The organism is Pseudoxanthomonas beigongshangi (genome assembly GCF_016820515.1).
GTDB classification, from domain to species: domain Bacteria; phylum Pseudomonadota; class Gammaproteobacteria; order Xanthomonadales; family Xanthomonadaceae; genus Pseudoxanthomonas_A; species Pseudoxanthomonas_A beigongshangi.
This window is the reverse complement of record NZ_JADHDV010000023.1, coordinates 1-13647: the sequence shown is the minus strand read 5'-3', so window position 1 is coordinate 13647 and position 13647 is coordinate 1. Positions and strand designations below refer to the sequence as shown.

11 protein-coding genes and 1 tRNA gene are annotated in these 13647 nt (G+C 68.2%); 4 read left to right on the top strand and 8 right to left on the bottom strand.

What is annotated here, in order from left to right; genetic code table 11:
• Nucleotides 1-205 precede the first annotated feature (205 nt).
• The 4 genes from IQ458_RS15590 to IQ458_RS15575 all read right to left on the bottom strand — a co-directional run bounded on the left by IQ458_RS15590 (nt 206) and on the right by IQ458_RS15575 (nt 4935).
• Entirely contained in the window at nt 206-1117 is a 912-nt protein-coding gene (locus tag IQ458_RS15590) for a glycosyltransferase family 2 protein (RefSeq protein ID WP_203323389.1), read from the bottom strand.
• On the bottom strand, nt 1114-2061 hold the full coding sequence (locus tag IQ458_RS15585) for a UDP-glucuronic acid decarboxylase family protein (protein ID WP_203323388.1): 948 nt from the start codon (nt 2059-2061) through the stop codon (nt 1114-1116). The genes IQ458_RS15590 and IQ458_RS15585 overlap by 4 nt, the downstream gene beginning before the upstream one ends.
• 145 nt (nt 2062-2206) lie before the next feature.
• Nucleotides 2207-4114, bottom strand: a complete 1908-nt coding sequence (asnB, locus tag IQ458_RS15580) for an asparagine synthase (glutamine-hydrolyzing) (protein ID WP_203323387.1) — start codon at nt 4112-4114, stop codon at nt 2207-2209.
• Nucleotides 4115-4116: 2 nt separating this feature from the next.
• Nucleotides 4117-4935 carry a glycosyltransferase family 2 protein gene (locus IQ458_RS15575; RefSeq protein ID WP_183641290.1) on the bottom strand — a complete coding sequence of 273 codons (819 nt, stop codon included), beginning with the start codon at nt 4933-4935 and terminating at the stop codon, nt 4117-4119.
• On the opposite strand from IQ458_RS15575, the gene IQ458_RS15570 reads away from it, so the two are divergent.
• On the top strand, nt 4931-5995 hold the full coding sequence (locus IQ458_RS15570) for a CDP-glycerol glycerophosphotransferase family protein (protein ID WP_203323415.1): 1065 nt from the start codon (nt 4931-4933) through the stop codon (nt 5993-5995). The genes IQ458_RS15575 and IQ458_RS15570 overlap by 5 nt on opposite strands.
• Before the next feature lie 4 nt (nt 5996-5999).
• Here the strand turns inward: IQ458_RS15570 and IQ458_RS15565 are convergent, their stop codons facing one another.
• Genes IQ458_RS15565 through IQ458_RS15550 form a run of 4 tightly spaced genes read right to left on the bottom strand, consistent with a single transcriptional unit; the run spans nt 6000 to nt 10434 of the window.
• Nucleotides 6000-7493 carry a PH domain-containing protein gene (locus IQ458_RS15565; protein ID WP_203323414.1) on the bottom strand — a complete coding sequence of 498 codons (1494 nt, stop codon included), beginning with the start codon at nt 7491-7493 and terminating at the stop codon, nt 6000-6002.
• Nucleotides 7494-7537: 44 nt separating this feature from the next.
• Nucleotides 7538-8059, bottom strand: coding sequence for a PH domain-containing protein (locus tag IQ458_RS15560; RefSeq protein ID WP_192199515.1), 522 nt, complete (start codon nt 8057-8059; stop codon nt 7538-7540).
• Entirely contained in the window at nt 8059-9498 is a 1440-nt protein-coding gene (locus IQ458_RS15555; RefSeq protein WP_192199516.1) for a tetratricopeptide repeat protein, read from the bottom strand. The genes IQ458_RS15560 and IQ458_RS15555 overlap by 1 nt, the downstream gene beginning before the upstream one ends.
• A gap of 36 nt (nt 9499-9534) precedes the next feature.
• Entirely contained in the window at nt 9535-10434 is a 900-nt protein-coding gene (locus IQ458_RS15550; RefSeq protein ID WP_203323386.1) for a lauroyl acyltransferase, read from the bottom strand.
• Nucleotides 10435-10486: 52 nt separating this feature from the next.
• Between IQ458_RS15550 and dtd the strand changes: the two genes are divergently transcribed.
• The 3 genes from dtd to IQ458_RS15535 all read left to right on the top strand — a co-directional run bounded on the left by dtd (nt 10487) and on the right by IQ458_RS15535 (nt 13067).
• Nucleotides 10487-10927 (top strand): D-aminoacyl-tRNA deacylase, encoded by a 441-nt coding sequence (gene dtd, locus IQ458_RS15545; protein WP_183639536.1) that lies wholly within the window; start codon nt 10487-10489, stop codon nt 10925-10927.
• 112 nt (nt 10928-11039) lie between these two features.
• Entirely contained in the window at nt 11040-12896 is a 1857-nt protein-coding gene (gene rpoD, locus IQ458_RS15540; protein WP_183639535.1) for an RNA polymerase sigma factor RpoD, read from the top strand.
• A gap of 95 nt (nt 12897-12991) precedes the next feature.
• A tRNA-Ile gene (locus IQ458_RS15535) sits at nt 12992-13067 on the top strand.
• Nucleotides 13068-13647: the final 580 nt, after the last annotated feature.

Genomic DNA, 13647 nt, shown 5'->3' with positions numbered 1-13647 from the left:
GGGAAACCTGCGACGGCGTGCGCGGGCGCGCCGGCGCGGCGTCAGGCGCGGGGGGAGCAGGAGAAGGTCGAGAGCTCAAACACGGCGTCCGGCAGGGTCGGGGGAATGCGGGAGATCCGCCCAAGCGTAAGGCAAGCTACACCCGGGAACCAAGCCGGAAGTCACCGATTGTCGCTGCGCGCAATCCATTGCGTGTAGAGCGTGTCTATTTCTTGCGTTTCGGGCTGCGGACGATGCTCAGGATGCGCTCCAGGCGCTTCCACCAGGGCAGGCGCGCCCGCCAGCACAGTCCGATGTAGCGGCGCGCCTCGGCCCAGTCGGGCTCCGGCTTGGTCCGGTATTCCAGCTTGGCCAGTTCCAGGCAGGAATCGTCCATGCCGGCGGCGCGTGCGTAATGCCCGATCAGCCCGCGTGACTGCAGCAGGCCCAGGAAGGTGGTGGTCTGGTTCTGCTGCGCCCACCAACCGTTGTTGCCATGGATGCGATAGCCGACCTGGCCGGTCGGCAGGAAGTACTTGCGCGCACCGAAGATGCTGGCGCCGAACACCAGGCAGTTGTCGGCCGAGATCCGCCAGGTGGCGCCCACCTGCGGCGGCAGGTCCATGCACAGGCGCGCATAGCGCAGCCGCAGCGACAGCGCCGAGGTCGGCGCACCATACCAGTAGGTCAGCGCGTAGGTGCTGATGGCGGTGTAGCCGAGATCGAGTTCCTTTTCGGCGAAACCGATGCGGCCTTCCTCGTTGCCGAACAGATCGATGTCCGAAAGCACGAAGCCCACATCCTTGCGCTGGTCGTAGATCGCGCCGATCTTCTCCAGGTAGTCCGGCTGCCAGCGATCATCGGCATCGAGGAAGCAGACCACGTCCACGTCTGCATCCACGGCGGCCACGCCGCGCTGGAAGGCTGCCAGTTGGCCGCCGTTCTCGCCGAACAGCAGGCGCACGCCGGGATGGTGGCCGTAATGTTCGGTCAGCAGTGCCTGCGAGCCATCGGTGGAACCGTCGTCCACCACCAGGATCTGCGCCGCGCGCCGGCCCTGGGCCAGCACGCCGTCGACCGCCTCGATCACGAAACGGGCGTAGTTGTAGTTGGTGATGATGACCGCGAAGCGGGTCATGCCTGGCCCTCGGCCAGCAGCTTGCGGAAGTAGCCGATGGTTTCCTTCAGGCCGTCCTCCAGCCCCACCTTCGGTTCCCAGCCCAGCTTCCCGCGCGCCAGCGTGATGTCCGGCTGGCGCTGCTTCGGATCATCGGAAGGCAGCGGCTTGAACACCAGGCGGGAATGGCCGCCGACCAGCGCCAGCACCTTCTCGGCCAGTTCCAGCATGGTGAATTCGCCGGGATTGCCGATGTTGACCGGACCGGTGAAGCCGCGCTCGGTGTCCATCATCCGCACCATCACCTCGACCAGATCGTCCACGTAGCAGAAGCTGCGGGTCTGGCTGCCGTCGCCGTAGATGGTGATGTCCTCGCCGCGCAGCGCCTGCACGATGAAGTTGCTGACCACCCGCCCGTCGTTGGGATGCATGCGCGGGCCGTAGGTGTTGAAGATGCGCACCACCTTGATGTCCAGTCCGTGCTGGCGGTGGTAGTCGAAGAACAGCGTCTCGGCGCAGCGCTTGCCCTCGTCGTAGCAGCTGCGCAGGCCGATCGGATTGACCCGGCCCCAGTAGCCTTCCTGCTGCGGATGCACTTCCGGATCGCCGTACACCTCGCTGGTGGAGGCCTGCAGGATGCGCGCGTCCAGGCGCTTGGCCAGGCCGAGCATGTTGATTGCGCCGTGCACGCTGGTCTTGGTGGTCTGCACCGGATCGTGCTGGTAGTGGATCGGCGAGGCCGGGCAGGCGAGATTGAAGATGCGGTCCACTTCCACGTAAAGCGGGAAGGTCACGTCGTGCCGCATCAGCTCGAAGTAGGGATGGTTGAGCAGGTGGGCGACGTTGCGCTTGCTGCCGGTGAAGAAGTTGTCCGCGCACAGGACGTCGTGTCCGTCCCGGATCAGCCGATCGCACAGGTGGGAACCCAGGAAGCCGGCACCGCCGGTGATCAGAATGCGCTGCATGAACCACTCTCTTGGAAGGAAGAACACCGCCGGCGGCACGAAGCGGGCCCGCCGGGCAGGCGCATATTGTCACGGCTGGGTCGGGGCGGGGGGAAGGGCGGACACCCGCGACATGCGGCGACGGCGCCTTCGGGCGGCGTGAACGCTACAGCCGCTCGCGCCACGCCTGGAACATCAGCACGCCCCACAGGTGCGTGTGCCACTTGCGCTGGCCGGCGAGGAATTCGCCCCAGATGGCGCGGATCGGCGCCGGATCGAAATGCCCTTCCTCGCGCAGGCGGCGCTCGTCCAGCTGCGCCTCGGCCCAGTCGCGCAGCGGACCGCGCAGCCAATCGCCGACCGGCGCGCCGAAACCCGACTTGGGCCGATGCACCAGCGGGGTCGGCAGGTAGCGTTCCAGCAGGCGCTTGGGCAGGTGCTTGAGCTGGCCGTCGCGGTACTTCATCGCCAGCGGCAGCGACCAGGCGAACTCCACCACCCGCCAGTCCAGCAGCGGCGCGCGCGCCTCCAGCGCCACCGCCATGCTGGCGCGGTCGACCTTGGTCAGGATGTCCTCGGGCAGGTAGCAGGCGAAATCCAGCGCCATCAGTTGGTCGGCGGGACTGCCGTTGGCCGGCAGCGCGGCCGGATCGTCGTAGGCGGTGATCGCGCGGTGGGCGCCGCGCACGACCGATTCCGGCCGCCGCCAGCGGCTGACCCGCTGCAGGGCGACGCCCTGCAGATCGCCGGTCGCCAGTTCCGCGCGCGCGGCGGCCAGTCCGCCCAACCGCGAGCGTTCGCCGGGATTGCCGGCCAGTCGGGCCAGCAGGCGCCGCGGCAGGCGCGCCAGCCGCGCGTCGTTGCGCAGCGCGCGCAGGTAGCGGCCATAGCCGAAGAACAGTTCGTCGCCGCCATCGCCCGACAGCGCCACCGTCACGTGCTGGCGGGCCAGCCGGCACAGCAACGCGGTCGGCAACTGCGAGGAATCGGCGAATGGTTCGTCGAACATCCGCGCCATGTCCGGCACCAGATCCAGCGCGGCGCGGCCGTCGGCGTGCAGTTCGGTGTGATCGGTGCGCAGGTGCCGCGCCACCGCGGTGGCATAGGCGCTCTCGTCGTGGTCGGTGTTGTCGAAACCGATCGAGAAGCTGCGCACCGGCCGCGCCGACTGCGCCTGCATCAGCGCGGTCACCAGCGAGGAATCGGTGCCGCCGGACAGGAACGCGCCCAGCGGCACGTCCGCCTCCATGCGCAGCGCGACCGCGTCGCGCAGCAATGCATCCAGCGCGTCCAGCGCGGCGCCCTCGTCGCCGTCGAAACCCTGCGCGATCGCGGCTTCCTGGCGCTGGCGCGCATTCCACCAGTGCAGTGGCGCGCGCAGCGGATCGTGGCCGGCGTCGCCCGCCGCCAACGCGGCCGGATCCAGGCGCAGCAGGGTGCCGGCCGGCAGTTTGTGCACGCCGCGCAGAATCGCGTACGGTGCGGGGATGTAGTCCAACCGCAGCAGCAGCGCCAGCGCGTCGGGATTCACCTCGTGGCGCAGGCCCGGATGGGCGCGCAGCGCGGACAGCTCGCTGCCGAACACCAGCGTGCCGTCCGTCGTCCAGCCGTAATACAGCGGCTTCTTGCCGACCCGGTCGCGCGCCAGCCACAGGGCCCGCTCCTGGCGATCCCAGGCCGCCAGCGCGAGCATGCCGTTGCCGCGCTCCAGTGCCGCCTGCACGCCCCACTGGGCGATGCCCGCCAGCAGCACTTCGGTGTCGGAGTGGCCGCGGAACCGGTGTCCCAGCGCTTCCAGCTCCGCGCGCAGCGCGGCGTGGTTGTAGATCTCGCCGTTGAAGGCGATCACCCAGCGGCCGTCGGCCGACACCATCGGCTGGTGGCCTTCCGGGCTCAGATCCAGGATCGACAGGCGCCGGTGCGACAGCACCAGGCCGATATCCGCGTCCACCCAGGTGCCGCTGTCGTCCGGACCGCGGTGGGCAATGGCCTCGCCCATGCGCCGGCCAAGGGCGTGGAGTTCGTCCGCGCCCGTGCGCGGTTGGGGCGACCAGGCGCCAGCGATGCCGCACATGGTCAGGCCTTGTTCGCAGGTTCGGGGGAAACGGGAGTCACGACCGGCTGCCCGGTCTGCAGCAGCCACAGCATGACGGTCTTCTGGCGCACGTAGTTGGCGCGCACGTAGGCGTAGACCAGGCCGTGCCAGCCATCGAGGAAGCCGCCGCGCAGCAGGTAGCCGCGCCAGAAGCGCCAGGCCGGCGACAGCACCAGCTTGGCCAGGGTGGCGCGCTTGCCGCGCGCGAAATCGTGCTCGGCCATCATCCGCGCGTAGCGCTGGGTCTTGAGCAACTGCTGCTCCAGCGAACGGTACGGGTAATGGATCAAGTCCCCGCGCAGGGTCTTCACCGCGCCGTCCACGCTGGCCGCTTCATGCACCTCGCGCTTGCCGCGCCAGCCGCCACGGCGGCGGTCGAACAAGCGCAGCACCCGATCCGGATAGGCGTTGCCGTGGCGCAGGAAGCGGCCGAAATAGTCCGACAGGCGGGCGAACCGGTAACCGGCCGCGCCCTCGAAACCGGTCGCGCGCGCCGACTCGATGGCGCCGCGCAAGGTGTCGTCCACGCGCTCGTCCGCGTCCAGGCACAGCACCCAGTCATGCCGGGCCTGTTCGATCGCGAACTGCTTCTGGCTGCGGAAGCCGTCGAAGGCCCGTTGCAGCACCCGCGCGCCCGCCGCCTGCGCGATCGCCACCGTGGCATCGGTGGAATACGAATCCACCACCACGATCTCGTCGCAGAACGCCAGCGAGGCCAGGCAGTCGCCAATGCGGTCCGCTTCGTTAAACGCGATAATGCAGGCCGAAATCGGGACCCGGTGGTTCGAGGAGGCGTTGATGGCGGATTACCTGTTGTTTGCGACGGAACGCTATGCGCTGCCCATCTTGCAGCCGCTGGCCGATGCGCTGCAAGCCGCCGGACACGGCGTGCACGCCTGGTTCGTCGATGGTGCCGCCGGCTCGCGGCTGCCTGCGCCGGTGAGGATGATCGAACACGCGCGCCAGGCCGTCGACCTGCGCCCGCGCGCGGTGTTCAGCGCCGCCAACTGGGTGCCGACCTTCGTGTCCGGCGCCAAGGTGCAGCTGTTCCATGGCTTCAACGTGGAGAAGCGCGATGCCGCGCGCGGCCACTTCCGGGTGCGCGGCATGTTCGACCTGTACTGCACGCAGGGGCCGGCGACCACCGCGCCGTTCGAGGCGCTGGCCCGTGAGGCCGGTCACTTCAAGGTGGTCGAGACCGGCTGGCCCAAGCTGGATCCGCTGTTCGGGCGGGAGGACGCGCGGGTCCGGCAATGGCGCGCGCAGGCCAACGGACGGCCGGTGGCGATGTTCGCGTCGACCTTCACCGAACGCCTGAGCGCGGCCCCGCACCTGCATGAGGCCATCGCCGCGCAGGTGGCCACCGGCGAGCGCTTCTGGCTGCTGACCCTGCACCCCAAGTGCGCGCCGGACCTGTTCGCGCGCTATCGCGCGCTGGCCGGCGCGAATGCCGTGTTCGTCGAGACCGAGGATCTGATCAGCGCCGAGCGCGCGGCCGACGTGCTGGTGGCCGACACCACTTCGGTGGTCAGCGAATTCGTGGTCCAGCGCAAGCCGGTGGTGACTTTCCGCAACCGTGCGCCCAAGCCGCACATGATCGACTTCGACGATCCGGCGCGCCTGCCGGAGATGCTGGCGCGCGCGTTCGCACCGGACGACGCGTTGCGCGCCGCGCTGGCCGACTACGCCACCGCGATCCATCCGTATCACGACGGGCATTCCTCGCAGCGGGTGATGATTGCCGCCGAGCGGCTGCTGCGCGGCGAACTGGGTCCGCTGGCGCGCAAGCCGTTCGGCAGCCTGTTGCGCGGGCTGCAGATCCGCAAGGACCTCGGCTACTGGGGACCGGCCGCGGGCTGAGCGCTCACCAGCGCAGGCGGCGGCGCGCCAGCGCCTGCGCCAGTCGCTCGTAGATCGCCCGCGCTTCCGGCTCGGGCAGGAAGCGCAATCGCAGGGGCGAGGCCAGACCGCTGTCGCCGGCGGTGTCCAGCCACAGCGTGGCCGTGCCCAGCCAGCGATCGATCGGCGAGCGCGCCAGCCGCAGCGCCTGCAGCTTGTCGACCTCGGCGAACCGCCACCAGCGCCACCACCAGCCGCCGCGCACCGCGATCAGTTCATCGCCGGCCGTGTAGCCGGAACGGCGCGCGTTCTGCCACGCGGCCCAACCGGTCAGCGGCCAGGCCAGCAATGCCAGGCCCGCCCAGGCGCCGAACGGAAACCACAGCGCGAGCGCCAGCAGCGGCGTGAGGATCAGCCCGGGCAGCCACAGCCGCCACGCCGCCCGCGCCGGCATTGGCTGCCAGCGCGTGGGCGGCCAGTCCGAATGCGGCAGCAGATGGCGGACCAGCGCATCGCAGGCGTCCCGCGTGGCGATCGGCGCCAATACCTTCAAGGCCCGGCCATCGTCGTGATCCACCCGGCTGGCCACCGCGGTATCGATGTGCAGGCTGCGCCGCTTCAGCCAGCGTTGCACCACGCCTTCGCGCAAGGTCCAGGCCTGGATGCGCCGGCGCGACACGCTGGTGCGCAGGCGCGTGAGCAGGCCGCGTTCGACGGTCAGGCGGCGATCGGATTCGCTCAGGCGAAAGCCATGGAACTGCACCAGCGCCAGCAGCACCGACAGCAGGCGGGTCAGCACCAGCACCAGCGCGAGGATTGCCAGCGCGGCGAGCGCGCCGCTCTGCCACGTCCATTCCAGATGGCTCGCGTAGCCGAAGGCTTCGCGCGAATAGCGCCGCACCAGCCCCGCCATCATCTTGTCGGGCAGCACCTGCCAGGCCAGGCCGAACGCCGCCGCGACCACCACCATGCCGCGGTTGGAGGCCAGCCCGAGCCGGATCACTTCCGTCAGCGGCAGCGCCAGCAAGGTGTTCGAAGCGGGCAGGGACGGCGCATCGGTCATCGATGCCGGCGCGGCCTGGCCGCGATGGCGGATCAGGTTCTCCAGCGCGGTGGCCGCCGACAGGCTCAGCACCCGCATCTCCGCTTCGGGCTTCTGCCCGCCGGCCGACTCCAGCCGTACTTCCGCCACCTGGAACAGGCGATGCAGCAACGACTGGTGGATGCCCACGTTGTGGATGCGCGCGAACGGAATCTCGCGCAGGCTGCGATGCAGCCAGCCGCTGCGGATGGTCAGGCCATCGCGGCCAATCCGGTAGCGATAGGTGAAGTACTGGACCACCGACAGGATCACCAGCATGCCGACGGCAATCAGTGGACCCAGCGTGGCCCACAGATTGTCCGGATCCCCGCGTCCGCCGAATACCACCAGCGCGATCAGCGGCAGGATGAACTGCTTGAGCTGCTGCACCAGCACGAACAGCCACGACCACGGATGCAACCGCTGCTCCACCGCCATCGGCGCGTCGGCGGCGGAAGGGAGCGGGGGAGGCTCGGGAACGCTCACAACGCGTCGTCGAGGTCGAGTTGCCGGGCCAGCCGGTCGCGCAGGCGTTCGGCGTCGGCCGCATCCATCGCCTGCACGCTGACCGTGGCCTGGCGGGTGCCGGCGGTGTGCACGACCAGCGTCGCCAGGCCCATGCCGCGTTCCAGCGGGCCGCGTTTCAGGTCCAGGTGCTGCACGCGCGAAATCGGCACATGGGTTTCGCTCTGCCACCAGTTGCCGCGCCGCACCGCGAAGCCGGACTCGTCCAGCTTCCAGCGTGTGCGCAGGTGCCGGCGCAGGCTCAGCCAACCGCACAGCACCGCGCCGATCAGGAACACGGCCGGCGCGGCCAGCCACGGCGACAGCCAGCCGGACGCCTGGCTGACGAACGCCGCGCCCACCGCCAGCGGGATGCCGATGATCGCGCCGCCCAAGGCGGCCAGTACGCCACCGCGCGGTGGCACGGGCTGCCAGCCGGACGCGGTGTCCGGCGCGGCGGGCGGTGCCGCGTCTGGCGTTTCGACGGGGAGGTCGCTCATCAGCGACTCTCCGCCTTCGCCTGTTCGTACATGCTGTAGTCGAGCACGTAGTCGCGACCCTTGCGGTAGTCGGACAGCCGTCCCTTCATGCGCTTGAGGGTGGCGGCCAGCGCCTTGCGGTCGGTGTACTCCTCCGGGGCCTTGGCCACGGCCTCGGCCTGGTAGGCGACCGCCTGTTCGAATTTGCCGTTGGCGGCGAAGGCCGCGGCGACAGTGTCCAGTTCGCCCGAGGACAGCTTGTCCTTGCGTTCGATCATGAACCGCGCCAGCTCCAGCGCGCGGGCCGGGTCACGCTGCCCGGGGACCGGGCAGGTCGCCAGTGTCCACACCTGTTCGTTGCGCGCGTGCTCCACGCCCGCTTCCTCCGCGCGCGCCTGCCAGTCGACCGCCTGCCGGCAGTCCTGTGGCAGACCGGCCAGTCCCTCGGCGTAGAAATGCGACAACTCCACCATCGCCATGCCATTGGAGGCATTGGCCGCGCGCTGCAGATGCGGCAGCACGCGCCGGTAGAGGGCATCGCCGAACTGCGAAGGGTCCTGCATCAGCAGACCGGCGGTATACATCGCCGCGCGCGTGTTGCCGTTGTTGCTGGCGCGTTCCAGCCACTCCAGCGCCTGCTTCGGATCGCGCTGCACGTACTGCGGATTCTCGTCCAGCATCATCGAACCCAGCGCCAACTGGGCCAGGCCGTCCTCGGCCTCGGCCTTGCGCCACAGCGCCTCCACCCGGAAGCGGAACACGCTGTCGTAGTCCGGCCATTGCTCATTGAGGCGGATGCGCGCGGCGGCATCGTCCACCGGCGCGCGATCCAGCACCGCCAGCCGCGGCGGCTCCGCTTCCAGGATCCGCCCGAGCACGAACTCGGTCATCTGGGTGCTGGTGACGCCGGCATTGGTGGCGGACTGGTCGAAAGCCGCCGACGCCGCCAGCGCCGAGGATTCCAGCCGGTACTTCCAGCCGTCCTTCTCGCGCACGAAATCCGGGCCGAACTGGAAATTGCTCTCGGTCGGCGGGCCCAGCTCGGACACGGCGTGATCGCCGGAAATGGTCACGTGGGTCAGCGAGACGGGGCCGTCCTCCTCGTCGCTGCGCACCGAAATCCAGCCCTTGCTGGCGAACAGGCGCGCCAACGCGACGCCGTCCATCTTCTTCAGCGCGGCCTCGTCCTGGGTGGCGCGCAGCAGGTAGGCCTTGATCCGATCATCGGAAGGCAGGCGCCGCAGCTGGTCGGCCGAGGCGTACAGCGCGGCGTCGCGCAGGAAAGTGAAATGGGTAAAGCTGGAGGCCGCCAGCAGATCCGCGCTTTCGGGCTTGTTCGCGTTCACCAGCTCCGCGTAGCGATCCCAGGCGCGGCTGACCGCGTTCATTTCGGCCAGATCATCGCCCGCCGCCAGCGCCGGCGCCGCCCACAGCGCCAGCCACAATCCCATTGCACGCATGTCGTCCCCTTGTCGCGTTCGAATCATCACGCGGGTTCAGAGGTAAGGATTGTCCTCGCCGCTGCCCGGTGGCCGCAGGGTATAGCGTTTGTACGTCCACTGGTACTGGGCCGGATCGCGACGCGCGATCCGCTCCACGCCGGCGTTGAGCGCGGTCACCGCCACCACCGGATCCGGATCGGCAATGGCTGGCTCGGCCGGTTCGATGTGCAGGGCGAAATCCGGGCCGTCGCCGATCCGCTCGCACCAGGCGAACAGCACCACCGCGCCGGTGCGCTCGGCCAGCCGCGACAGCAGCGTCATGGTCAGCGCCTGCACGCCGAAGAACGGCGCGAACTCGCCGTCGCCGGCCTTGGGCTGCTGGTCCGGCAGGATCGCCACCACGCCGCCGTCCTTGAGCTGCTTCCACAACTGGCGCACCGCCGGTCCCTCGGCGCGCACCTGGGTGATGTTGGCCGCGCCGCGCGCGCGCAGCAGGAAGGCGTCGCCCACCGGCGACTCCGGCACCCGGTACACGAACGCGTACGGCCCGCGCGAGGCCAGCCACTGGTTCAGCAGTTCCCAGTTGCCGTAGTGGGGCGCGGCGATGATCACGCTGCGGCCGGCGGCGCGGGCCTGGTCGTACAGCTCGGCGCCGTGCAGCTCGCGCAGGCAGGCCAGGTTCCGCGCGTGCGGCTGGGTCCAGAAGCGCAGGGTTTCCATCAGCTGGCGGGTGGTGGCGCGCAGGATGTCCCGGTGCAGCGCCTGCCGTGCGCGGTCGTCCAGGCCTTGGAAGGCCAGCTCCAGGTTGCGCCGGGCCACCCGGCTCTCGCGGGCGTCGGTGCGCAGCCATAGCCAGGCCAGCCGGTTCCCCAGCCACTGCAGCAGCGGCCAGGGCAGGCGCATGAACCAGGCGATCGCGGTGTAGAGGAGGAGGGCGGTGGTCTGCGGCTTCATCGTGATCAGTCTAGCGGTTGACCGTGACCGGCCGGGCCGCGAGCATGGCCGCATGCTTGCCTTGATACAGCGGGTCACCCGGGCGTCGGTGACCGTGGACGACGAAACCGTGGGCGCCATTGGCGGCGGCCTGCTGGCCCTGGTGGCGGTGGAGCCGGGCGATGCCGAGCCGCAGTTCCAGCGCATGGCCGAGCGCCTGCTGGGCTACCGGGTGTTCGCCGACGACGCCGGAAAGATGAACCGCTCCCTGACCGATACCGGCGGCGGCCTGTTGCTGGTCAGCCAGTTCACCCTGGCCGCCGATACCCGCTCCGGCATGCGTCCCAGCTTCACCACCGCCGCCCCGCCGGAGGAGGCTGAACGGGGATTCAACCGACTGGTCGAAATCTGCCGGCAAAAACACGCGCCAGGGGTGGAAACCGGGCGTTTCGGCGCCCATATGGTCGTCAGCCTGGTCAATGACGGGCCCGTGACCTTCCTGCTCCGCCCCTGACGTCAAGACAGGCGGACACAGCGTCCCCACGATGGTTTTCAGGGACGAGGGGTGGCCCGGGCTGGTATAATACTAGGTTCCTTCCTCCTCTCCTGCCGGTGGCGCAACCTCCATGGCCAACGAACGTCCTGCCCAACAATCTGAAATCAAGCTGCTGATCAGCAAGGGTCTTGAGCAGGGCTACCTGACCTACGCCGAAGTCAACGATCACCTGCCGGACGACCTGGTCGACCCGGAACAGATCGAAGACATCATCGGCATGATCAACGGCATGGGCATCGACGTCCATGAAGTCGCCCCCGATGCCGAAACCCTGCTGCTGTCCGACGGCAACACCGGCGGTCGCGAAGTCGACGAGACCGCGGCCGAGGAAGCCGCCGCCGCGCTGACCTCGCTCGACACCGAAGGTGGCCGCACCACCGACCCGGTGCGCATGTACATGCGCGAAATGGGCACCGTCGAGCTGCTGACCCGCGAAGGCGAAATCGCCATCGCCAAGCGCATCGAGGAAGGCCTGGGCCAGGTCCAGGCCTCGCTCGGCAACTTCCCGTGGTCGATCGAACTGCTGCTGGAAGAGTACGAACTGCACAAGACCGGCAAGAAGCGCCTGGCCGAAGTCGTGGTCGGCTTCAACGACGTCGAGGAACCGGCGGAAGAAGTGCCGGAAGCCGTCGAAGCCTCCGACAGCGACGCCGACAGCGACGACGAAGACGAGGATGGCGGTGACGACGCGGCCGAAGAGGCGGCGCCCACCGGTCCGGATCCGGAAGAAGTCGCCCGCCGCATGCAGGCGCTGGCCGACGGCTACGCCAAGTTCAAGAAGGCGCACGCCAAGAGCGGCCCGGACAACAAGGCCGTCACCAAGATCCGCACCGAGATGGCCGAGGTCTTCGTCACCCTCAAGCTGCCGCTCGCCCTGACCGACACCCTGGTCCGCAAGCTGCGCGACGTGGTCAACGAGATCAAGGACCACGAGCGCCGCGTGATGCACCTGTCGGCCAACATCGCCAAGATGCCGCGCAAGGACTTCCTGCGCGCCTGGGAAGGCAACCAGACCAACCTGGGCTGGGTGGACGAAGTCCTCAAGCGCAAGCAGAAGTGGTCTTCCGGCCTGCGCGAGGTCAAGGACCAGATCATCGCCGAGCAGGAAGCCACCATCGCCGTCGAACAGGCGATGCACCTGCCGCTGGCCGAGATCAAGGAAATCAGCCGCGCCATGGCCTACGGCGAAGCCAAGGCCCGCAAGGCCAAGAAGGAGATGGTCGAGGCCAACCTGCGCCTGGTGATCTCCATCGCCAAGAAGTACACCAACCGCGGCCTGCAGTTCCTCGACCTCATCCAGGAAGGCAACATCGGCCTGATGAAGGCCGTGGACAAGTTCGAATACCGCCGCGGCTACAAGTTCTCGACCTACGCTACCTGGTGGATCCGCCAGGCGATCACCCGCTCGATCGCCGACCAGGCGCGCACCATCCGTATCCCGGTGCACATGATCGAGACGATCAACAAGCTCAACCGCATTTCCCGCCAGATGCTCCAGCAGTACGGCCGCGAGGCCACGCCGGAGGAGCTGGCCAAGGAAATGGACATGCCCGAGGACAAGATCCGCAAGGTCATGAAGATCGCCAAGGAGCCGATCTCCATGGAAACCCCGATCGGCGACGACGAGGATTCCCACCTGGGCGACTTCATCGAGGACACCAACGTGGAGTCCCCGATCGACAACACCACCAACATCAACCTGCAGGAAACCGTCCGCGACGTGCTGGCCGGCCTCACCCCGCGGGAAGCCAAGGTGCTGCGCATGCGCTTCGGCATCGACATGAACACCGATCACACCCTGGAAGAAGTGGGCAAGCAGTTCGACGTCACCCGCGAGCGCATCCGCCAGATAGAAGCCAAGGCCTTGCGCAAACTGCGCCACCCCAGCCGCTCCGAGCAGCTGCGCAGCTTCCTGGACATCGACTGATTCCAGCCAGCAGGCAAACCCAGCAAAGCAAAGAACCCGCCGCAAGGCGGGTTCTTCGTTTCCGCCCCCGCCCCCCGCTACAATGCCCCCGCAGCGGGCCTATAGCTCAATGGTTAGAGCAGAGGACTCATAATCCTTTGGTTCCAGGTTCGAGTCCTGGTGGGCCCACCACTAAGCAGTCCAAGGTTGTCCGGTGGTCGTTTCGACATAAGTTGCTCCAAAAGGTCAACTTATGTGAGATTTCCAGCATAAGTTGAAGACAAGACCAACGTTAGGCCTTGGGAATCAACGGATTACTCTCTGAGGTGAATTGGGAAGGTCGGAGAGGTTTGAGGACATCCCGGGGGATTCCTGATTTCCGGGCTTGCTGGCCAGCGCTCAGCCGAAGCGGACTCTGGTTGACCATCCTCCGCAGCCACTCTTTCACGGCGGCGACCGGGGGTTCGAACCCCCGTGGTGTAATGTCCCTTTCGACCCAAAGCTGACATCCGCCTCGCCGGCGCGGAGCTGGGCCAGGGTCGGTCATTCCTACTACTTGTTGGCGGGGCTTTCAGCCACCTAGAATCGGGCCAAATCAAGGGTGCTGTCAGATTCGGACCGCTGTGGAACAGTCATACAACCGGACCCCTGGGGTCACTTAGGTAATTAGGGCTCGTCCGAAAATGTCCCACGACTCAAAACTGATCGAGCAAATAGAGCGAGTGTTGGCCAAGTTCCCAGCCGTTTTGGACCGGCCAGAGTTCTGTAGACA

Coding starts and splice junctions, on each gene's coding strand:
- IQ458_RS15590 (WP_203323389.1), bottom strand. CDS start 1,117: ATGACCCGCTTCGCGGTCATCATCACCAACTACAACTACGCCCGTTTC.
- IQ458_RS15585 (WP_203323388.1), bottom strand. CDS start 2,061: ATGCAGCGCATTCTGATCACCGGCGGTGCCGGCTTCCTGGGTTCCCAC.
- asnB (WP_203323387.1), bottom strand. CDS start 4,114: ATGTGCGGCATCGCTGGCGCCTGGTCGCCCCAACCGCGCACGGGCGCG.
- IQ458_RS15565 (WP_203323414.1), bottom strand. CDS start 7,493: ATGGCGGTGGAGCAGCGGTTGCATCCGTGGTCGTGGCTGTTCGTGCTG.
- IQ458_RS15560 (WP_192199515.1), bottom strand. CDS start 8,059: ATGAGCGACCTCCCCGTCGAAACGCCAGACGCGGCACCGCCCGCCGCG.
- IQ458_RS15555 (WP_192199516.1), bottom strand. CDS start 9,498: ATGCGTGCAATGGGATTGTGGCTGGCGCTGTGGGCGGCGCCGGCGCTG.
- IQ458_RS15550 (WP_203323386.1), bottom strand. CDS start 10,434: ATGAAGCCGCAGACCACCGCCCTCCTCCTCTACACCGCGATCGCCTGG.
- dtd (WP_183639536.1), top strand. CDS start 10,487: ATGCTTGCCTTGATACAGCGGGTCACCCGGGCGTCGGTGACCGTGGAC.
- rpoD (WP_183639535.1), top strand. CDS start 11,040: ATGGCCAACGAACGTCCTGCCCAACAATCTGAAATCAAGCTGCTGATC.